The following is a 21,653-nucleotide window of genomic DNA, read 5'->3' as shown; positions in this document are numbered from 1 at the left end:
ATCGACATCACAAAACACTTCCACTAATTTATGCATAGGCCCTCCGGTGTGATGAGGTTTCTCTTGGTCGAAAGATCCGATCACTTGGAGGGCTATTAGTTCAAATTTTTTTATCCCGAGTTCAGGTGTGATAGATAAAAAATCAGCCAGCATAATGCTGGCTGATTTGTTTTGAGAGCTTGGGAAATTAACAATGAAGACTCGCGAAAAAAGCGCTCGCTTACGTCAAGCTTATTTCGCGTTGCTTTGGGATTTGAGTCGTAACCACACAATGCTTAAGACAAACAGCACGCCACAGGTCAGCAGTCCCGCATTCACAGATTCTGTAAAACCAAGCACCACATAACCTACCATGCTGATCAGCGCCACAATCACAGCGTAAGGCAACTGAGTCACAACGTGGTCGATATGGTGACAGCTCGCGCCAGTTGACGACAAAATCGTGGTATCTGAAATCGGTGAGCAGTGATCACCAAATACCGCGCCCGCCAAAACCGATGCCAGCATAGGTAACATCATGGCTGTATGGCTGCCCATCGCCATATCGGCGGCAATCGGTAGCATAATACCGAACGTGCCCCAACTGGTGCCGGTAGAAAACGCCGTTAGACCCGCTAACACAAACATCAACGCAGGTAAGAAGGCAAAGGGAATGTTGCCTGTGGCGAGGCTTGCCATAAACTTACCGGTTTCAAGCTGGCCAATCACGCCGGCAATGGTCCAAGCAAATAACAGGATGTAAATCGCAGGCAGCATAGAGCGAGCGCCCTGCACTACGCCTTTGACGACCATCGACTTTTCAACGCCTTGCACTAGGTTAAGCACCAGCGCAACCGCTAAACCAATCAGGGCACCAAAGAACAGTGACGAGCTAACATCGGTTTTTTCAAAAGCTGAAATAATATTAAATTCAATACCTTCTTTCGCTAATACCTGGGCACCACTGTCGATCATAAAATACAGGGTCGCAAATACCAGCACGGTAATAGGTAAGAATAAACCAAGGATCTTACCCGTTTCGGCTTCGGGTAAATCGGCATTCGCTCCGGGCGGTAATCCTTTATTCTCATCATATAAATTACCGCGCTGTGCATTTAATTCATGCTCACGCATAGGGCCAATATCTAAGCCCATAAATGCAACGCAAAGTAATAATAATAAAGAGAAAATAGCGTAGAAATTCATAGGGATCATTTGAATAAACACACTCAAATGACCAGAGTCGGCAAAACCGTGAGCGGTTAATATGCCGCCGATCAGCGCAATAATATAAGCACCCCAACTAGATACCGGCGAAATAACACAAACCGGTGCCGCCGTTGAATCTAATAAATAGGCTAACTTAGCGCGGGAAATATAATAACGGTCAGTGACGGGCCTTGCGACAGAACCCACGACTAAGCTATTGAAATAATCGTCAATAAAGACAACACAGCCTAAAAACATGGTCAGCAATTTGGCATCGCGTTTATTGCGAATATGCAGGCGCGCCCAATCGGCAAATGCCCTAGCACTACCACTGACGGTAATTAATGCCGTGATCATCCCTAATACAATTAAAAAGCCGAGAATGTATAAATTCCAAGAATTTACGCCATCTTCTGACCAAAAAAGTCCTTTTACACTGTTTAATAAAAACTCACCGCTGGCCACAGGTGAAAATTGATTGAGTAATAACACCCCAATCACAATACCTAAACCGAGGGAAAGGAGAACACGGCGAGTGAAAATCGCCAACACAATTGCGACCACAGGCGGCAGCAGAGAAAGTGCCGAATCGGCGTAACTTACTACAGTCATTGATTATTTCTTCGTCAAAATACGAATGGAGGGCGACTGAACTGGTGGGAAAAGGCAATAGATACCCAAGATCACCTGTCCTATCAGTAGCGCTCCATAGTAACTATTCCTAATATCCGTATCAGAAAATACTATGGCAGTGCTGTACCTATTCGGCACAACCCCAGCAGTTGATCTTGATAAATCAAACCACTTCGGCACCAAATCCTTTCGTGAACGATCAACGGAATCACCCTACTGATCACTACTGATATTTGGTGCGCCTCTACTTCTAAGAACGCCCATGCACGGGCGTGAGGCACATAAAAACATAAGCGGCTAAGCAGTTGCCACCGCAAAGCCGCTTACTTTGACTTAGATCACGGATAAAATCAACCTAGAGTTGAAATCAACTCTGGAACGGCGTCGAACAGGTCGGCTTCGAGACCATAATCGGCCACTTGGAAGATTGGCGCTTCAGGATCTTTGTTGATTGCCACAATCACCTTAGCGTCTTTCATCCCAGCTAAATGCTGAATCGCCCCCGAAATCCCCACGGCGATGTAGAGATTTGGCGCCACAATCTTACCGGTTTGACCCACTTGCAGATCGTTAGGCACAAAGCCTGCGTCAACCGCGGCGCGTGAAGCCCCAACAGCAGCACCGAGTTTGTCCGCCAATTGCTCTAACATACCGAAGTTTTCACCACTACCCATACCACGGCCACCAGAAACGATAATGCCCGCATTACCTAACTCTGGACGCGCAGAAACGGTCAATGATTGAGACACAAACTGAGTTTTGGCTTCAAACACTTTATCTAAGGTGGTAACTGCAGCACTGTTGCCCTGCGCCGCCGCATCGAAGGCGCTGGCACGGACTGTCATCACTTTAATCGCGTCATGACTTTGTACTGTCGCTAAAGCGTTACCTGCGTAAATCGGGCGAACAAAGGTGTCGCTGCTCACTACGCCAATCACTTCAGAAATTTGCGCAACGTCTAACAAGGCGGCCACACGCGGTAGCGTATCTTTGCCAGCGCTCGATGCTGCAGCGAGGATATGGCTGTAGTTTGGTGCTAAGTCCACCAGCAATTTAGCTACGTTTTCGGCTAAATGCGCTTCATAGGCACTGTTATCGGCGACCAATACTTGAGCGACGCCTTGAAGGGCTTGCGCAGCTTGCGCCACGGCGCCACATTGGTGGCCAACCACCAATACATGCACATCATCACCAATGGCACGCGCTGCGGTGACAACCTTTGCGGTATCCAGTTTCAGTGCCGCATTATCGTGTTCTGCTAATACTAAAATGGCCATTTAGATCACCTTCGCTTCATTCTTCAACTTTTCAACCAGCTCAGCTACCGACGCAACCATGATACCCGCTTTACGTTCGGCAGGCGGCGTCACCTTCACCACAGTTTGATGGGCTTTTAACGTCACACCTAAATCCGCAACAGTGAGCACATCTAATGGCTTACGTTTAGCTTTCATGATGTTTGGTAATGAAGCATAACGAGGTTCGTTCAAACGTAAATCGGCTGTCACCACGGCTGGCAACGGCAGACTTAAGGTTTGCATCCCGCCATCGATCTCACGAGCCACTTGCACTGAATGACCTTCTACTTTGATTTCAGAAGCAAAAGTGGCTTGTGGCATATCCGTTAATGCCGCAAACATTTGGCCAGTTTGGTTATTATCGCCATCGATAGATTGCTTACCAAACAGCACTAATTGCGCTTGTTCTTTTTCTTGTACAGCTTTGAGTAATTTGGCAATCGATACTGGGGTTAACTCTTCAGTATCAATGTGAATCGCACGGTCAGCACCTAATGCTAACGCGGTACGTAATTGTTCTTGAACGGCTTTATTGCCGATACTGACGACCACTACTTCAGTAGCACTGCCCGCTTCTTTTAAACGAACCGCTTCTTCTACTGCAATTTCACAAAAAGGGTTCAACGCCATTTTGAGGTTTGCGGTATCAACGCTGGTGTTGTCAGCTTTTACCCTGACCTTCACATTGGCATCAACTACGCGCTTAACAGGCACCAATACTTTCATAGGGTTTCCTTCCTACACTTTCATGTACATGGACAAAACATTGGTCATCACCAATGCAGGATAGAGCCACTTTACGTCCTGTTAACGTTAACGTCAACTAAACTCAAACGCCTGTTTGCATTTTTTAAGACTGTGGTATTGGCCACATTTTTGAACACTTATCTGCCATATTTAAAAAGTTCAAAAATTAAATAATATTTAATTTCTGTTTATTGCATAATTTTATTTGATTCGAGCTATATTACTTTCTATCATTTAGCTGTTGTTCACCATTATCCTGTAATAAAAATAGAGTGGGACGAAAATAGATATGAGCGAATTTTTAGAGATATTAACTCACGGTCGTCGTTTTAAAGCTGCGGTAAAAGATCTCAGCGTTGAAGAACTGCGTGATTTAGCGGCTAAGCTAGATAAAATTTTAGTTGAGCGTGAGTCAATGGCAGCAGAAGAGCAGCAAGCTATTGCTGCACGTAATGCTAAAATCGAAGAAATCCGCCAACAAATGGAAGCAGTTGGTTTATCAATCGACGACTTAGGTGGCGTAGCAGTTAAAGCTGTGGGTAAAAAACGCGCTCCACGTCCAGCAAAATATCAAATTGAAGTTAACGGCGAAGTGATCCAGTGGACTGGTCAAGGCCGTATGCCAACGGTATTTAAGAACGAAGTCAATAAAGGCCGTTCTATGGATGATTTCTTAATCTAATCCCATACCATGCTGGTAATAGCCGTTTGCTATTACCATTGAGTAACATAAAAAAGCTCGCGCCCTGCGAGCTTTTTTATGCCTGAATGCCACTACCATTGCATTCAAGCAAATGCTTAAATTGCGTTACAATTCAGCTTTAGTATTTACATCTGCTTTAGGTTACTCTTTATTCCCCCTCCGTCTAAGTGAATAAAAAATGCAGATAAACAATAAGATAATAATAAGCTGCGGCATTATAAGTAGTTTTGTATCCCACAACATTTTTGCCGAGGCCAATCCCATCTCCCCCGTCAATAAGTTAACGGCCTTTACTAATGCTGAATTAATCATGGCGCCAGGGAAGCGACTCACAAATGCCACCTTATTAGTTGAAAACAATCGGATCAAAGCCATTATTGAAAAAGGGGATATCCCAGAAGCGGCATTAAAGGTTGATCTCAGTGGTTATACTATCTATCCCGGTTTTATCGATCCCTTTACCGATTATGGTATCGAGTTTGAATATCCCAAATTGGGGCTGACTCGTCCGGTATATGATATTAAACGTATCGGCGGTAATGCAGAAAATGGCGCAATTCACGCTGAAAAAGAATGGTTTAATTACGTTTACCCAAATAAAGAACGCGCACGCGATTGGATCAATAACGGCTTTACCAGCGTACAAAGCAGTAAACTCGACGGTATTTTCCGCGGTACGGGTGTTAGCCTTTCATTAGCGAATAAAACCGCCAACGAGGTGATTTATCGTGCACGCAGTCAACCTTTTATGGCCTTCGATAAAGGCACATCTGAACAAGACTACCCCAATTCTCTGATGGGCAGTATTGCACTTATCCGACAAACCTTTGCCGATGCTAACTGGTATAACCAAAATAAGCACAAATCGGTTAATAGTTCAGCAAATGCTCAAATTGAATTTAATATCGCCTTCGAACGCTTAGATAACTTAGCCGAGAAACAAATCGTCTTTGAAACAAAAAATCTCAACGATTTGCTGCGCGCCGCGAACCTGCTCAAAGAACATCAGCAGCCCGCCAACTTACTCGCAAGTGGTCAAGAATATGCGCGCATCAATGAATTAAAGGCCCTGAATTATCCTCTGATCCTGCCGCTCAACTATCCGCAGGCACCGGATGTGGGTACCGATGATGCCGACCGTGAAGTCTCCCTTGCAGAACTCAGACAATGGGAACGCGCCCCCACAAACCCAGCTGCAGTGGCCAATGCGGGCATCCCTTTTGCCTTTACCCAATTTGGCATTAAGACCGAGGCATTTTGGCCTCGCCTACGTCAAGCCATCGCCCAGGGACTGAGTGAGGACAATGCCCTCGCCGCGCTGACAACTCAAGCCGCCGAGATGGCGGGTACGGCCGAGTTCGCCGGTAAACTTGCTGCCGGCTATATGGCTGACTTTGTGATTACTAAGGGCAATATCTTTAAAGATGGCCAGATTTACAGTGTCTGGCTGCAGGGCGAAGAACAGTCCATTCGCTCACTCCCACAGGCCAAACTCTTAGGCGATTATCAGCTCACGCTGAATAATCTCACCTTAGATCTAAGCCTTGAAGAAACGGGCAAAGCGGGCAAAACCGCCTTCAAAGGTCAACTGAGTAGTGGTGAGAAGAGCATTACACTCACCAATCTTGAGCTTGAAGACGACGGCCGCGTGAGCTTTAACGCCGATTTAAGCGATGCGGGCATACATGGCATCAGCCGTTTTACCCTCTGGCTCGCTAAAGATGGTATTCAAGGCCGCATGGTGGACGCCCATAGTCGCAGTATTAATGTGGCGGGTATTGCTATCGCGTCGAGTCCAAAGACGGAACAAGAAGGCACACCTAAAACCGATTCCGCACCAACCTTAGTCAGTCAACTCACCTACCCTAACGTCGCCTATGGTTTGAGCGAGGCGCCAAAAGCCGAAAAACTCCATATTAAAAATGCCACCCTGTGGACCTCGGATAAACAGGGCATTTTGGAACATGCGGATCTGTTAATGGCCAATGGCCGAATTGAAAAAATCGGTCAGCAACTCAGCACGCCTTCGGGTTATCAAGTTCTCGATGCCACGGGTAAACATTTAACTGCGGGTATCGTTGATGAGCATTCCCATATTGCTATCAATGGTGGCACGAATGAAGGTACAGATGCAGTCACCTCTGAGGTGCGGATTGGCGATGTGATCAATCCCGAAGATATCTCCATCTACCGAGCACTTGCGGGCGGCGTCACCAGCGCACAATTACTCCATGGCAGCGCTAACCCAATTGGTGGTCAATCCCAGTTAATCAAGATGAAATGGGGTGAGAGTGCTGAGCAGCTTAAATTTGCTAACGCCCCTGCCAGTATCAAATTCGCCCTTGGCGAAAACGTCAAACAGAGTAACTGGGGCGAGAAATTTGTTCAGCGCTTCCCGCAGACTCGCATGGGCGTAAAAGCCTTATTTGAAGAAACCTTCGATGCCGCAATCGCCTATGAGAAAGCGCTGAAGGACTACGATGACTTACGCAGCAGTGAGAAGAAGAAAACCATTGCGCCGCGCCCAAGCTATCGCCTACAGGCAGTAGCCGAAGTGTTAAAGCAGCAGCGCGATGTGCATATCCACTCCTATGTGCAGTCAGAAATCTTAATGTTCCTGCGATTAGCCGAAGCCTATCACTTTAAGGTGCAAACCTTTACCCACGTGCTCGAAGGTTACAAGGTTGCCAGTGAACTTGCCGCCCATGGCGCAAGCGCCTCGACCTTTGCCGATTGGTGGGCCTATAAGTTCGAAGTCTATGATGCAATTCCACAAAACGCCTGCCTGATGCAAAAACAGGGCGTGCTTACCAGCATCAACTCTGACGACTACGAAATGCAGCGCAGACTTAACCAAGAAGCGGCTAAGTCAATGATGTATTGCGATATGTCTAAAGAAGATGCCTGGAATATGGTGACCATCAACCCGGCGAAACAGCTCAGAGTCGATGAGTATGTTGGTTCACTCACCCCAGGCAAAATGGCTGATATCGTGCTTTGGAACGCCGAGCCGCTGTCGATTTACGCCAAAGTGACCCAGGCCTGGGTCGAAGGCAAACGCTATTTCGATCGCGACCAAGACCAGCTTGCTCAGCAGCAGGTCGTCGCAGAGCGCGCCGCCCTTATCCAAAAAATTCTCAGTAGTGATGATAGCGCCAAGGCGGGTGAGAAAGTCACTCCGCTTAAGGAACCTCAATGGCACTGCGATACCCATTATCAGGCTTGGGGCCAACATCACCAGGGAGCAAAATAATGAAGCACTTACCCACTAGCTTGCTGCTGTCGACACTGGCTATCACGCTGTCAGCGCAGGCACATAATCTCGTCCCTGCGGCCAAGCAAACCCAGAGCGTGTTGATTAAAAATGCCACCGTGCATACCGTCAGCCAAGGGACATTAACCAATACCGATGTGTTAATTGAGCAAGGTAAAATCAGCGCCATCGGGCCACAGCTAAACGTCAACGGCGCTGATGGCCAAGCGCAGGTAATCGATGCCTCGGGCAAACATTTATACCCTGGCCTTATCGCGCTCGATACCAGTCTCGGTCTAGTAGAAATCGAGATGGTGCGCCCAACCGTCGATAATGCAGAAGTCGGAGATTTTAACCCGCAAATTAGCGCAGCAACGGCTTACAACCCGGATTCAGAGCTGCTGCCAACCATTCGCTACAATGGCATCACCCATGCACAAATCGTCCCCAGTGGCGACGGACTCGCGGGCCAATCTGTTGTCGTGGATCTCGATGCTTGGACGATTGAGGACGCCCTGCAACCAAGCGAAGGCCAATTCCATGTTTACTGGCCCCAAATCAAGCGTATGCCGGAAGATGAAAAGGAAAAAGCTAAGGCCATTGAGAAAAATCAGCAGGCCATAGATACACTGACCACAGCCTTTGAGGATGGCTATCGCTACTTTTTAAGCCATAAGGCAAAGGATTCGGCCAAGACAACCAATTTACGTTGGCAGGCCATGCTGCCCCTGTACCAAGGTAAGGCCACGCTATTTGCCCATGCGGACAGTGTCAGCCAAATTGAGCAAGTCATTGCGCTGACTAAAAAATATCAATTTAAATTGGTGATTGTCGGTGGCTATGATGCATGGCGATTAGCGTCAAGCTTAAGGGAAGTGAATGCCAGTGTGATTTACCCGCACACCCTAAGCCTACCTAAACGCACAGATGAACCGGTAGATTTACCGTTTAAAATCCCTTCGTTGCTAGCAAATGCCGGCATTCCCTATGCCCTTGGTTTTTCATCGGATTGGAACAGTCGTAACCTACCCTATGCCGCAGGTTACAGCGCAGCTTATGGCGTTAGGGCAGAGCAAGCGTTGAAATCTGTCACGTTAGATGCTGCAAAGCTGTTAGGGATTAACGATTTAGGCGCTATCGAAGTAGGCTATCAGGGCAGCGTTGTGCTGAGTGACGGAGATATCCTCGACCCCATGAGTAACAAAATTGATGCGATCTGGATTGAAGGAAGACAAATAGATCTGAATAATCGCCACCAGCAGCTTTATCAAAAGTATCTTAAGCGATAGAATTTACTGAGATAAATCGCACAGCACCGCGCAGTCCATGGGACTGCGCTTCTTTACCCTTAATCTCAGGTCAAACCATGAAAATCATCCTCTCAAGTGCATTAGTGCTCCTGCTTAGCGCCTGTGCCAGCGACTACAGTTTTAATAGCAATTTAGACGGTGAGGCGATTAGTGACTACTTCAAGGCGGGCGATGTTACGCTATTTGAAGGTGATAGTTTGCCTAAAGGCCACTACGAGTTGAAAGGCTTAGTGCAAGGAGAATCTTGCCAAGCGGATGTAAATGGCGTGCCAGCATCCTTAAGCGAAGCGAGAACCGAAGCCCGCCGCGCTGCGGCTGATAAAGGTGCTAATGGTATCATCATCAAACAATGCGTGATGATGGAAGAAGCTGCGCAAGGCTGTATCAGCCGCGCGTTATGTGTCGGTCAAGCGATTAAAATGGCCACCGCCGACTAGTTCATCGCGTGTATTATACTGCACGCCATTCTTGTTGTACTTTACAACCTAAGCCATCTGAGTTTGGGTTGTTGCTCCTTCCTTTAGGTGTTTTTTGCATGACATTTACCAACCAAATTACCGCTGTGGCCACCTGCCGTACCCCCTACAAACAAAAATTTGGCATTCCAAGGCAACCTGGTTTGGTGGAAGCACGCGGTTATGTTGAGCTGGAAGGCCATATCAATCATCTCGACGCCGTGCGTGGCATCGAGCAATATTCCCACCTTTGGCTGCTGTTTTGTTTCCATGAAAATCTCGCCCAAGGGTGGAAAACGACCGTACGCCCCCCCCGCTTAGGCGGCAATGAAAAACTCGGCGTATTCGCGACTCGCTCGACTTTTCGTCCGAATGGCATAGGCCAATCCGTGGTCAAACTCCATGGGGTGGTGCAACGTAAAGGTAAAGTATGCCTTGAGATTTCGGGCATGGATCTTGTCGATGGCACGCCAATCATCGATATTAAGCCCTATATTCCGTTCTCAGATTCGATTGAAGGTGCCGTCGGCGGTATCGCGCAAGAAGCGCCAAAACTTATCAGCGTAGTGTTTTCCGAGCTCGCCGCAACCCAGATTGATGCCTACAGTAAACAGGACGCCTATACTGATTTAGCCGTGCTCATCCACGGCGTGCTGGGGCAAGACCCTCGCCCCGCCTATAAAAAAGCCAAGGATGACCCCAAATTATATCAAGTGGCTTTGTATGATTTAGACATCTTTTGGCGGATGGCGGTCGATGAGGATGAGCAGGAATACATTCAGGTACTAGAACTCAAACCGGGGAAATGTGGCTAAATGCAGACGCCAATCACAACGGCCTTGCCTGATTATCAAAGCCAACATAAAAAGCGTCTGTCTTGGATGCCCTGGCTGTATTTTTCGCTCAAAGAAAAACACTTAGTCTGGGCCAAACCTTGGCAGGATGAAGTGCAGGCCAACCTTTGCGCGCTCGAAACCGTGACCATTGGCGAAAACTGTTTTATTGCGCCCGAGGCACAGTTATTTGCCGAGCCCAATCGCGATATCACAATCGGTAATCGCTGCATGATTGCCGCTGAATGCTTTTTGCACGGCCCTATCACGCTCGGTGATGAAGTCGCTATCAATCACGGCTGCTCCTTCGATGGCGGCCGAGTGGGCATTCAAATTGGCTCCCAAACCCGCATTGCTAACCATGTCACTATTTATGCGTTTAATCATGGCATGGCGCCCGATACGCCCATTTATCAACAAGCCTCAAACTCTAAAGGCATAGTGATAGGTAAAGATGTGTGGATTGGCGCACAGGCAGGGATAGTCGATGGTGTCACCATTGGCGACCATGCCGTAATTGGCATGGGCTGTATTGTCACTAAAGATGTTCCCGCATGGGCCATCATCGCGGGCAACCCCGCCCGGGTGATTGGTGATAGGCGGGATAAATAACCCACTTAGCTTTATCTGTATGCATCGCCCGGTGTGGCGACGCGGCACACTTTGTAAAATGAAAACGGCCATTTGTCTGCAGCTGATTGAATTTAACCTCAATCCATAGGTGACATCATCGAAGCAGGTGATAAAATGGCGCCCATTCAACTCAAATTTGGACATCGGTAATGCGCGTTAGCAAATACCTACTTTCTACTCAAAAAGAAACACCTGCGAATGCAGAAGTCATCAGCCATCAATTAATGCTACGTGCGGGCATGATCCGCCGTAACGCTTCAGGTCTATACAGCTATCTGCCCACGGGCCTGCGTGTATTGCGTAAAGTCGAAGCCATTGTTCGTGAAGAAATGAACAAAGCGGGCGCGATTGAAATCCTAATGCCTATGGTGCAACCGGCTGATTTATGGGTAGAAACAGGTCGTTGGGACAAATTTGGTCCTGAGCTGCTGCGTTTTAAAGACCGCCATAACCGTGACTTCGTGCTGGGGCCAACCCACGAAGAAGTGATCACCGACTTAATCCGTAAAGAAGTTAGCTCTTACAAGCAATTACCGCTGAATCTTTACCAAATCCAGACCAAATTCCGCGACGAAGTGCGCCCACGCTTTGGCGTAATGCGTTCGCGCGAGTTCCTGATGAAAGATGCGTATTCTTTCCATCTGGACGTGGATACCATGAATGAAACCTATGAAGCCATGTATCAAGCCTATAGCAACATTCTGTCACGCATGGGCTTGGCCTTCCGCCCAGTTTTAGCGGACACAGGTTCTATCGGTGGCAGCATGTCACACGAGTTCCACGTATTGGCGCAAAGCGGTGAAGACTTAATCGCCTACTCTACTGGCAGCGACTATGCCGCTAACATCGAGAAAGCCGAATCGCCAATGCCAACCGAAGCGCGTGGCGCGGCGACTGAAGAATTACGTTTAGTCGATACCCCAAATGCGAAAACTATTGCAGAGTTAGTTGAGCAATTCGGTTTAGATATCACTAAGACAGTGAAAACCTTGATTGTGAAAGGTGCGACGGAAGAAGCGCCACTGGTAGCGCTGATTGTACGCGGCGACCACGAGCTGAACGAAATCAAGGCTGACAAGTTAGATTTAGTGGCATCACCATTAGAATTTGCCCCAGAAGCCCTGATCCGTGATGCCATTGGCGCAGGTCCTGGCTCATTAGGCCCTGTCGGCCTGAACATGCCTATCATCATCGACCACAGTGTTAGCGTGATGAGCGACTTCGCCGCTGGCGCAAACCAAGATGATAAACACTACTTTGGCATCAACTGGGAACGCGATCTACCACTGGCACAAGCAGCCGATATCCGGAACGTGGTTGAAGGCGAGCCAACACCCGATGGTTTAGGTACTTACGCTATGGCGCGTGGTATCGAAGTGGGTCATATCTTCCAACTCGGTACTAACTATTCTAAATCGATGAATGCGACTGTTCTCGATGAGAACGGTAAATCACAAGTGCTGCTGATGGGTTGTTACGGTGTTGGCGTGAGCCGTATCGTGGCGGCTGCCATTGAGCAAAACTTCGATGATCGCGGCATTGTATGGCCAGAAGCCATTGCCCCATTCAGTGTAGGCATTCTGCCAATGAATATGCACAAGTCACACCGCGTGACCGATATCGCCGAGCAGTTATACAAAGACTTAAGTGCTGCGGGTATCGATGTGCTACTGGATGACCGTAAAGAGCGCCCAGGCGTCATGTTCGCCGATATGGAACTGATTGGTATTCCACACACTGTGGTGATCGGCGATCGCAATATCGACGCTGGCGTATTTGAATACAAAAACCGCCGCACCGGTGAAAAGCAAGATGTGCCATTCGACCAAATCGTCGATTTTTTAAAGAATCTGCAAGCTTAAGCGAAGGCTTACTGCGCCTGACTTACTGCACCGACCCAGTCCGTTTGAGCAGATGCTTAAATAAGATTCTCGCAATATAAATGCAAACGCACTTGAGTCTCCCTCAAGTGCGTTTTTTATTTCCTGCCCCAAAAACAAATTACCTTCTACGAGCCTACTCAAGACAAAATAAAGAAATGTCATTGAGATAACTGCTCAGACTTGCTTTTTTAGATAAGGCATTGCTTTAATAAAATCATAATAACAAGTCGTTGAGTCATAAGATTGCCAACATCAACAGCATTAGTTCTCGGTGGCGGTGGCGCTCGAGCCGCCTATCAAGTGGGAGTGTTAAAAGCACTGGTCCAGCTTTATCCGCGCAACCATGGCGTGCCATTCAAAATCATTTGTGGCACCTCTGCGGGCGCGATTAACGGCACCTCCATTGCCACCCACGCCTCCTGCTTTCATTTAGGTGTCAAAAAACTCGAATGGGTTTGGCGCCATTTTGAAACCAGAAAGGTATATCGCGCCTCCATCCCCGGCGTGTTAAGTCATTTAGCCAAGATGGCACTCAAAGGCCTGCAGGATGATAAGGTGAATACCGACGCGGGTAGCCTGCTCGATAACGAGCCTTTACGGCATTTACTGAATGAACTCATCGATTTTAAGAGAATCGATCGCAATATCCGCAACGGCGCATTAACAGCGCTCAGTGTCGATACCTCTTGCTATAACAACTCGCGCTCGGTGACGTTTTTTCAAGCCTCGCGGGATATTGAAAACTGGACTCGCGCCAGACGCAGCGGTGAGCGGCGGATGTTAAATACCGAACATCTTTTGGCAAGCTCGGCGATTCCCATGGTGTTTCCGTCAATTAAACTTAACCAAGCTTATTATGGTGACGGCTCAGTCCACCAACTCGCGCCACTTTCAAGCCCAATCCATTTAGGCGCCAATAAGCTATTAGTAATCAACCTAGACAGTCCCCATAAGCATTTTCCGATGGAGCTAGAATATCATCCGAAGACAGCGACCATTGCGGGTCATCTGCTGGATACTATCTTTTCCGATACCTTAAATAGCGATCTTGAGCGCTTGGAGCGGATTAACCATACACTGTCGCTTATTCCCGAAGAGAGCCGTACTCAACTGTCATTACATCCCATACAAACCTTAGTGATAAAACCCAGTGAAGACTTAAGTAAAATCGCCGCCCGTTTCTATGATGATATGCCTTGGGCAATTAAGACCTTACTGGGATTTATTGGTATCGACAGGCAGTCTGACTCGAGTATTGTGTCCTATCTCTTGTTCGAAAAGTCCTACACCAGTGCCTTGATCGAATTAGGCTATAAAGATGGCATGGCTCAAATGGACGAGATAATAGCGTTTTTTAATCTGACATGAGGATAGCTTAAGACTTGTTACAAACGGCCAAATAAATCGATTTGAAGCACCACCTTCTGCGTGGTATAAAATAGGAGTCGCCAAAGAGTTATCCCGTGAATGTGGCAAACCCATTCTAAATTAAGGATTATTTGAAGGCGAACCGGCAGCAAATCAGTCTAAAGTTTGAATAGCGAAACAGATTTAACATTGATCATTTATGTTGAATCACCTATCATGCTGTACTAGATTAGCTAAAAATTAGGTTAATTTTTTCTAAAAGGGAATCACGATGAAAAAAACTTCATTAGCACTTATTGCTGCTATTTCAATGTTAGGTTCAGTTGCTCACGCAGAAGAGACTGGCAAAGCTTCTGGCGGTAGTACCGCTGGTGCTACTGGTAGTATCACTGCTGGCGCAATTGCTGCTGGTGCTGTTATCACTGGCGTAGTTGTAGCTTCTAATGGCTCAGACGGTAATCCAATCACTAGCACTGGTACTAACACTACCACAGGTACTGGTAACTAAGCCTTTAATCGGATATTTAAACAACCGCCTAATGGCGGTTGTTTTTTTTCATGTATTGAAAGGCAATTGCCAACTCCTAATGACTTGAAATCACCTCTACATGTCTTTACATTGACAACCAATTATTATTTAAAGTAAGCAATCCGGATGCGTATATACACAAAATTATTTCCGCTAATAGCGCTATCAGCTTTTCTTATAGGTGTTTCAGGCTGCAGCCAACGAATTAGTGCGCTAAACGATACGATTAAGCTCGCCTTTATTGGTGATGATGATGTCACTCTCAATGCTGAACAAATAAAAGCCAACCCCTATGCTAGTGTCTATGTAAAAATAGAAGATACCCCTCAGGCATTTGTGGTATTAGCCTTTGCAGAACCTAAAACTAGTCTATCTCCAGTAAAAATGGAACCTGAAGCACTAGAGCTCAAATGGTTATCTGCGGATAAAGGCATGTTAGTCACAGTAAATGGCCGCTTAGTAAAAACTCATAACCTTATTGCTGGTAACTTAGCTGCAGTTGAAAGTCTCGAACCGGATCCTCTGCTATTGGGGTTACATCTTAGTTCGACGCCAAAAACTTGGACTCGAACGATAGACTGGCAACCCGGTTATCATTATGGCTATGAAGTGACATCAACATTTAATCTAGTCGCTCAAGAAAGTATTCTAATCAACGAAACTCCTACTCAAGCTTTACACTTTAATGAAAGAGTATCTGTAGAAGCACTCAATATTGAATACCAAAATGAATTTTGGCTAAATCCTCAAACTGGCAAAGTCATTAAAAGTCATCAGAAAATAGCACCGAATCTGCCATTTATTGATATCACCTTATTGAAGCCTTTCGCAATATAGTGGAGCCAGCATGAAATCCTATATATCCTCTTTAGCTCTACTGCTTAGTGCATTCTCTTTACCTACAGTCCAAGCTAACACCCAACTTTATGTCAGCACATCAGCTGCTAATGTACCGCAGCTACAAATAACCTATCCTGCAGCAATCCGCGTTGGACAAGCTGTGCAAGATGGTTTGACCCAGCTCCCCTTGTATAACCAAACTACAAGAAACGAAGCGATACCGATTTACTGGTTAGGGGCGGCTTTACTCGATATACAAAGTACCGCGGCATTAGAAACCACTCGTCAGCAAATATTGCAACAGTTGGCCAATATGGGGCAGCAAGCAGATAATAGCCAGTATATTGCTAAGCTTTCCAAATTTGCGCAGTTTCTCAGAAATTTAAAGCTTGGACAAAGAGTTAATCAGCCATTAGATCTCGATTTAATTCGCATTACCGATACCTATAACCCCATTATCGACGGTCAATTCTTATTGGTACTCCCCCCACGTCCAACAACCATTACAGTGGTTGGAGCCGTGGCACAAACAGGAGAGCAAAAATGGGTATCTCGCACAAGTAGTAAAGATTACCTGAAACAAGCAGGCTTATTGGAGAATGCTGAAAATAGCTTTGTATGGATAATTCAGCCAGACGGTAAGGCCATTCGCCAACCTATTGCCTATTGGAATCATCAGTCTATGGACATCGCACCTGGTGCCATACTCTTCGTTGAGTTTTCAGGCCTTTTTGATGACTATTCCACATTAAACAACAACCTTATTGAATTACTCAAAAATCGGGCTCTGTAATGAAAAACTCGACTCCCACTTTTCCCTCTTTCGGGCGTTTATCAGCGCTATCTTTAGCACTGCTACCATTATTACACGTTAGCGCCGATGAATTTTCTTACCCAACATTGTTGCCTTCACAATCTGACTTTGGTGGTGTAGGCCTAATGCAGATGCCGACTGGTCGCATGGCACCTGAAGGTGAGTTTAACTTTGCCACAAGTTATAACGACGAATACCAACACTTCACTGCATCAGTACAATTATTCCCTTGGTTTGAAACCACTGTTCGTTATACCCAAGTACAGGATTTACTCTACAGTAATGATCCCAACTTTAGTGGTAATACTAAATACACGGATAAAGGGATTGATTTTAAGGTTCGTCTAATTGAAGAAAGCAACTGGCTGCCCGAAACGTCCATTGGAGTACGGGACTTTGGTGGTACTGGTTTATTTGATGGTGAGTTTATTGCCGCGACCAAACGCGTCGGTCCACTCGATTTTACCTTAGGCATAGGTTGGGGCTATATCGGCAATAGCGGTAATCTCACTTCCGATAAAAAAGATCTTAATTACAACTGTGATAGAGATACTTCTTATGGTGGTAAAGGTGGCACTGTTGATTATCAACGTTGGTTTAAGGGCTGTGCCGCGCTTTTTGGTGGCGTTGAATACCAAACCCCCTGGGACCCCCTACGGTTAAAAGTGGAATACGACGGCAACGACTATCAATCCGACTTCCCCGTTGTACGTGGTGGTATCCCTATGCCACAGGACAGCAAGTTTAACTATGGCATGCTATACCGCTTTGGTGATTGGGGTGATTTGCACTTAAGCTATGAGCGCGGTAATACTTGGACCTTAGGCTTTAGTTTACAAACCAATTTTAATACCTTGTCGCAAATTAAACGCGACCCTGCGGCGGCTAAGTATCAACCCCTGCCTGCAGCGCCTTTAACACAAGTCTCAACCGAACCAGAGCCTATCAGCGCTACGCCTTCTTCGGCCAGTGTAGTGACGAGCACGAAAGTAGAATCAACGGCTGAAATTGCCACTGAAGTGACTACGGAAATTACCACTGCTGAGATCTCAATACAGCCTCAAATCGTCGCAAACACAGTCGATTGGACAAAAGTGGCGCAGCAACTGGGAGAGATTGCAGGTTACTACAATGCCAAAATTTACCTCGATACTGACAGTATTACCGTAATTGGTGAGCTGACGCGATTTAGAGATAGAAATGAAGCCCATCATAGGGCGGCGACAATCCTAGCAAACAATACCGATATCACTCGCATTAAAGAATATCGTTTAATCGAGACCCACTATAATCAGCCGATGACTGAAACACGCATCGATGCACAAAAATTTGCCAGCGTCGCAAGCTATGGTTATCTCAATGCCAAAATGACGGATGCGAGCGAAGTGAGTGTACCAAGCTTGCCGCAAGGGCAACTGGTGACCAGCACAGATAAAGATTGGTTAGATAACTTAGGTTTTGATGTTTCCCCAACTATGGTGCAATCCTTTGGCGGCTCCGAAGGCTTCTACATGTTTAATATTGGGGTGACAGGCACGGCAAGTTATCGATTTACCGATAACTTTGAGTTTGCAGGCTCAATTTATCTTAACCTCTATGACAACTACGATAAGTTTCTCTATGACGTACCACCCGACGGCACAGACTTAAAACGCGTCCGCACCTTGATCCGCCAATATGTTCATGACAATCCACTGCGGATCAATAACCTGCAAATGACTTGGATGGATAATCTTAGCGAAAATATCTCCTACCAGGCCTATGGTGGATATTTAGAAATGATGTTTGGCGGTGTGGGAACTGAGTTTATGTATCGCCCACTCAATAGCCAATGGGCCTTCGGACTGGATGTTAACTATGCTAAACAGCGTGATCCCGATAGTATGCTTGGCTTCTTCGAGGATGAGCATCAATTTGACCCACTCACAGGGCGAGCATATCGAGTGCAAACGGGTGTTGTTACAGGGCATGTAACGGCCTACTACCAACCAGAATGGTTCCCAAGTACCTTGCTAAGGGTGAGTGCGGGCCAATATCTCGCCGAAGATAAAGGTGTGACTGTCGATTTTTCTAAGCAGTTTGATAGCGGTGTGATTGTCGGCGCATTTGCGACTAAGACTGACCTGTCGGCGGAAGAATATGGTGAAGGCAGCTTTACTAAGGGCTTCTATATTTCGGTGCCATTCGATCTAATGACCATCAAGTCCACCCACAGCCGCGCCTTCCTATCATGGATGCCGCTGACCCGCGACGGTGGTCAAATGCTCGGCCGTAAGTACAACTTATTTGATGTCACTGACGCTCGCGCCCCCTGGTATACCCGACCCAGTGTTGAACCAGCGAAATAGTGAGTAACCGGCTAAAACGAAAAACGGGCAAGATAATTCTTGCCCGTTTTGTTTTTGCCCCTAACAGAGATTAAAAATCACAAACCCAATGCCAGCGATGAATAACAAGTTAAGCGCTCTACTCTATTGGTGATTTAATCCCATGGGGCGATGAGCGTAAATACTGTGGCGGCGCTTTGACCGTTGCACCTAATGTTGCCGCCGCATGCCAAGGCCAATGTGGGTCATAGAGCATAGTGCGAGCGAGCGCGATAGCATCGGCTTGCCCCTGTGCCAGAATCGTTTCCGCTTTATTAGCATCCGTGATTAACCCCACGGCAATCACAGGCATATTGACCTTAGCTTTAATGGCCTCGGCAAAAGGCACTTGAAAGTGTTCTGCCACAGGGATTTGCTGCAGTGGACTTAACCCGCCGGTACTCACATGGATAAAATCACAGCCTCGGGCCTCTAATGCTTTTGCCAAGACTAGGCTTTGGGCTAAATCCCAACCACCATCGACCCAATCGGTTGCCGAAATCCGCACACCGAGCACCATTTTAGGTGATATAACGGCCTTAATGGCATCAAACACGGCTAACAATAAGCGCAGACGGTTCTCTAAGCTACCACCATATTTATCGGTGCGTTGGTTCGATAATGGTGATAAAAACTGATGCAGCAAATAACCATGGGCAGCATGAATTTCAATTCCATCGAGCCCTAATCGTTCGGCTCTTTGCGCAGAACTAACAAATGCCGCGATAAGCTCATCAATGTCATCGAACGTCATCGCCTGGGGTAATGCGGCGTCTTGATAAAATGCCTGCGCTGAAGGGGCTATCGTTTCCCAACCATTAAGTTCATCGGGGGCAATAGTGCCGCCACCTTCCCAAGGTTTTCGAGTTGATGCTTTACGTCCCGCATGGGCAAGTTGTATCGCCATCGGCATATTTGAATACTTGCGGATAGATTTGAGTGTTTTATCTAAGGCCGCTTCCGTTTTGTCATCCCACAGGCCTAAATCTGCATAGGAGATCCGGCCATTGGGCAAAACAGCAGTCGCCTCTAAAATGAGCATTCCCGCTCCCGATAACGCCATGCTGCCTAAGTGAATCGTATGCCAATCGGTTGCTTGACCGTTTTCCGCCGAATACTGGCACATAGGCGCAATAATAATCCGGTTTGCTAACTCGAGTTGACCTAAGGTCAAAGGCGAAAATAATAAGCTCATTGTCATTCCTTCTAATACAAAGCCTGATTGGTTTTATGATGCGGCGCTGGGGCGTCGCTATCCCGCGTCGATAAAATAGGTGCAGCTAGCAAGGGCCAATCGATGGCAAAGTCGGCATGGTCCCAAGCAAGCACATATTCATCCTGCGGCGCGTAATAATCGGTGCAACGGTAAATCACATCGGCATAATCACTCAGCACGTAAAAACCGTGGGCAAAACCAGGTGGGATCCACATCTGTAAATGATTATCGGCCGATAATATTCGACCGACCCATTTCCCATAGGTCGATGAATTTTCACGAATATCCACGGCAACATCGAAAATACTTCCCGCACACACTCGCACAAGTTTCCCTTGGGGTTGCAGCAATTGATAATGTAATCCCCGTAGAACATTTTGCTGTGATCGGCTGTGATTATCTTGAACAAAAACAGCGGCTGGGAGTCCTCGATTGGCAAGGCAATCGTCAAAATAAGATTGCCTAAAGGTTTCCATAAAAAAGCCGCGTTCATCGCCAAATACCTGGGGCTCAAATACCAGCACCTCAGCTAGCTCAGTTTCAATACACTTCATTAAATACCTGTTTATTAAGCAGTCCTAACAAATACTCACCATAACCACTTTTCAATAAAGGGTGCGCCAAGGCTTGTAGCTGTACAGCATCAATCCAGCCTAGATAAAATGCTGTTTCTTCAGGGCAATTGATTTTCAGCCCTTGCCGTTTTTCAATCGCGGCAATAAATTGTGTTGCCTCAGCCATAGCGTCGGGTGTCCCAGTATCAAGCCAGGCGGTTCCTCGACCCATAATCTCTACTTGTAGTTCACCTAAACTCAAATATCGGCTGATCACATCGACAATTTCCAACTCTCCCCGCGCCGAAGGATGCACACTCTTAGCAAAATCACAGGCTCGACTATCAAAAAAATACAATCCGGGAATCGCGTAGGAAGACCGCGCCGCTAAGGGTTTCTCTTCAATTGAAATGGCCGTTCCTGAATCATCAAATTCAACCACGCCATAGGCATTAGGATTCGCCACATGATAGCCAAAGATAGTCGCACCCGATTGCATTTGTAATGCTTTTTGTAGGTTAGCGCTAAGATGCTGACCGTAAAATAAGTTATCACCTAAGATAAGCGCACATGCATCACCCGCTAAAAAAGACTCGGCAATGATTAATGCCTCAGCCAAACCCTTTGGTGACGACTGCTCGGCATACTCGAGCCGAATCCCCCAACGGGTACCATCCCCTAACAGGGCACGAAAAAGCGGCAAATCATGGGGAGTGCAAATGATCAATATCTCCCGAATGTCAGCCTGCATTAGGGTGACAAGGGGATAATAAATCATAGGTTTATCATAGATTGGCAGCAGTTGCTTACACACAACCTGCGTCATAGGATAGAGCCGAGAGCCAGTGCCCCCCGCCAGTAAAATGCCTTTTCTCATTGATATATCTAGGATTAGTGAATCAACTAAAGTGCAAAGAGTGTAGCATACAAACGCAGGGAAAAGCAGACCGGCCAAAGGCTTGCTAGGTGCTAGAAATTGCGAAGCAGTGTCCTGGATTACAGAACACTTCGTTTACGATTGACGGATTAC

Annotated in this window: 18 protein-coding genes and 1 riboswitch; of the genes, 12 read left to right on the top strand and 6 right to left on the bottom strand. The window is 46.8% G+C overall.

What is annotated here, in order from left to right; translation table 11 throughout:
• Positions 1-231 precede the first annotated feature (231 nt).
• The 3 genes from B5P39_RS21770 to B5P39_RS21760 all read right to left on the bottom strand — a co-directional run bounded on the left by B5P39_RS21770 (position 232) and on the right by B5P39_RS21760 (position 3,845).
• Positions 232-1,800 carry a Na+/H+ antiporter NhaC family protein gene (locus B5P39_RS21770; protein WP_086904462.1) on the bottom strand — a complete coding sequence of 523 codons (1,569 nt, stop codon included), beginning with the start codon at positions 1,798-1,800 and terminating at the stop codon, positions 232-234.
• Between the two features lie 79 nt (positions 1,801-1,879).
• Positions 1,880-2,076: riboswitch (Lysine riboswitch) on the bottom strand.
• 95 nt (positions 2,077-2,171) lie between these two features.
• The gene (locus B5P39_RS21765) at positions 2,172-3,098 is read right to left on the bottom strand and encodes an electron transfer flavoprotein subunit alpha/FixB family protein (RefSeq protein ID WP_086904463.1); all 927 of its coding nucleotides are present in this window, start codon (positions 3,096-3,098) and stop codon (positions 2,172-2,174) included.
• The gene (locus tag B5P39_RS21760; protein WP_086904464.1) at positions 3,099-3,845 is read right to left on the bottom strand and encodes an electron transfer flavoprotein subunit beta/FixA family protein; all 747 of its coding nucleotides are present in this window, start codon (positions 3,843-3,845) and stop codon (positions 3,099-3,101) included.
• 310 nt (positions 3,846-4,155) lie between these two features.
• Between B5P39_RS21760 and B5P39_RS21755 the strand changes: the two genes are divergently transcribed.
• From B5P39_RS21755 to B5P39_RS21700, 12 genes are all read left to right on the top strand, one after another.
• Positions 4,156-4,548, top strand: a complete 393-nt coding sequence (locus B5P39_RS21755; protein WP_011625737.1) for an H-NS histone family protein — start codon at positions 4,156-4,158, stop codon at positions 4,546-4,548.
• Between the two features lie 199 nt (positions 4,549-4,747).
• A complete protein-coding gene (locus B5P39_RS21750) occupies positions 4,748-7,822 on the top strand; it encodes an amidohydrolase family protein (RefSeq protein WP_086904465.1) in 3,075 nt (1,024 codons plus the stop codon).
• A complete protein-coding gene (locus B5P39_RS21745) occupies positions 7,822-9,111 on the top strand; it encodes an amidohydrolase (protein WP_086904466.1) in 1,290 nt (429 codons plus the stop codon). Before B5P39_RS21750 ends, B5P39_RS21745 begins: the two co-directional genes overlap by 1 nt.
• A gap of 77 nt (positions 9,112-9,188) precedes the next feature.
• Complete coding sequence (gene rcsF, locus B5P39_RS21740) at positions 9,189-9,569, top strand: Rcs stress response system protein RcsF (RefSeq protein ID WP_037420516.1); 381 nt, start codon at positions 9,189-9,191, stop codon at positions 9,567-9,569.
• A gap of 98 nt (positions 9,570-9,667) precedes the next feature.
• The gene (tsaA, locus tag B5P39_RS21735; protein ID WP_086904467.1) at positions 9,668-10,402 is read left to right on the top strand and encodes a tRNA (N6-threonylcarbamoyladenosine(37)-N6)-methyltransferase TrmO; all 735 of its coding nucleotides are present in this window, start codon (positions 9,668-9,670) and stop codon (positions 10,400-10,402) included.
• Positions 10,403-11,032 carry an acyltransferase gene (locus B5P39_RS21730; RefSeq protein ID WP_088212889.1) on the top strand — a complete coding sequence of 210 codons (630 nt, stop codon included), beginning with the start codon at positions 10,403-10,405 and terminating at the stop codon, positions 11,030-11,032. It abuts the gene before it with no gap.
• 170 nt (positions 11,033-11,202) lie between these two features.
• The gene (locus B5P39_RS21725) at positions 11,203-12,915 is read left to right on the top strand and encodes a proline--tRNA ligase (RefSeq protein ID WP_011622129.1); all 1,713 of its coding nucleotides are present in this window, start codon (positions 11,203-11,205) and stop codon (positions 12,913-12,915) included.
• 264 nt (positions 12,916-13,179) lie between these two features.
• Positions 13,180-14,304 (top strand): patatin-like phospholipase family protein, encoded by a 1,125-nt coding sequence (locus B5P39_RS21720; RefSeq protein ID WP_086904469.1) that lies wholly within the window; start codon positions 13,180-13,182, stop codon positions 14,302-14,304.
• Between the two features lie 271 nt (positions 14,305-14,575).
• Positions 14,576-14,812: a hypothetical protein gene (locus B5P39_RS21715; protein ID WP_086904470.1), complete on the top strand. Its 237-nt coding sequence runs from the start codon at positions 14,576-14,578 to the stop codon at positions 14,810-14,812.
• A gap of 147 nt (positions 14,813-14,959) precedes the next feature.
• Complete coding sequence (locus tag B5P39_RS21710) at positions 14,960-15,670, top strand: YjbF family lipoprotein (protein ID WP_086904471.1); 711 nt, start codon at positions 14,960-14,962, stop codon at positions 15,668-15,670.
• Positions 15,671-15,680: 10 nt separating this feature from the next.
• Positions 15,681-16,466 carry a capsule biosynthesis GfcC family protein gene (locus tag B5P39_RS21705; protein ID WP_086904472.1) on the top strand — a complete coding sequence of 262 codons (786 nt, stop codon included), beginning with the start codon at positions 15,681-15,683 and terminating at the stop codon, positions 16,464-16,466.
• Positions 16,466-18,835 (top strand): YjbH domain-containing protein, encoded by a 2,370-nt coding sequence (locus B5P39_RS21700; RefSeq protein WP_086904473.1) that lies wholly within the window; start codon positions 16,466-16,468, stop codon positions 18,833-18,835. The genes B5P39_RS21705 and B5P39_RS21700 overlap by 1 nt, the downstream gene beginning before the upstream one ends.
• Before the next feature lie 118 nt (positions 18,836-18,953).
• Here B5P39_RS21700 and B5P39_RS21695 read toward each other — a convergent pair whose 3' ends face one another.
• Genes B5P39_RS21695 through rfbA form a run of 3 tightly spaced genes read right to left on the bottom strand, consistent with a single transcriptional unit; the run spans position 18,954 to position 21,500 of the window.
• On the bottom strand, positions 18,954-20,048 hold the full coding sequence (locus tag B5P39_RS21695; protein WP_086904474.1) for an NADH:flavin oxidoreductase/NADH oxidase: 1,095 nt from the start codon (positions 20,046-20,048) through the stop codon (positions 18,954-18,956).
• 11 nt (positions 20,049-20,059) lie between these two features.
• Positions 20,060-20,623 (bottom strand): dTDP-4-dehydrorhamnose 3,5-epimerase, encoded by a 564-nt coding sequence (rfbC, locus tag B5P39_RS21690; protein ID WP_086904475.1) that lies wholly within the window; start codon positions 20,621-20,623, stop codon positions 20,060-20,062.
• Entirely contained in the window at positions 20,610-21,500 is an 891-nt protein-coding gene (rfbA, locus tag B5P39_RS21685) for a glucose-1-phosphate thymidylyltransferase RfbA (protein ID WP_086904476.1), read from the bottom strand. The genes rfbC and rfbA overlap by 14 nt, the downstream gene beginning before the upstream one ends.
• Between the last annotated feature and the right edge of the window lie 153 nt (positions 21,501-21,653).

The sequence above is a fragment of the Shewanella sp. Shew256 genome, assembly GCF_002196695.1.
Lineage (GTDB): Bacteria > Pseudomonadota > Gammaproteobacteria > Enterobacterales > Shewanellaceae > Shewanella > Shewanella mangrovisoli.
This window is presented reverse-complemented; position numbering and strand designations above follow the sequence as displayed.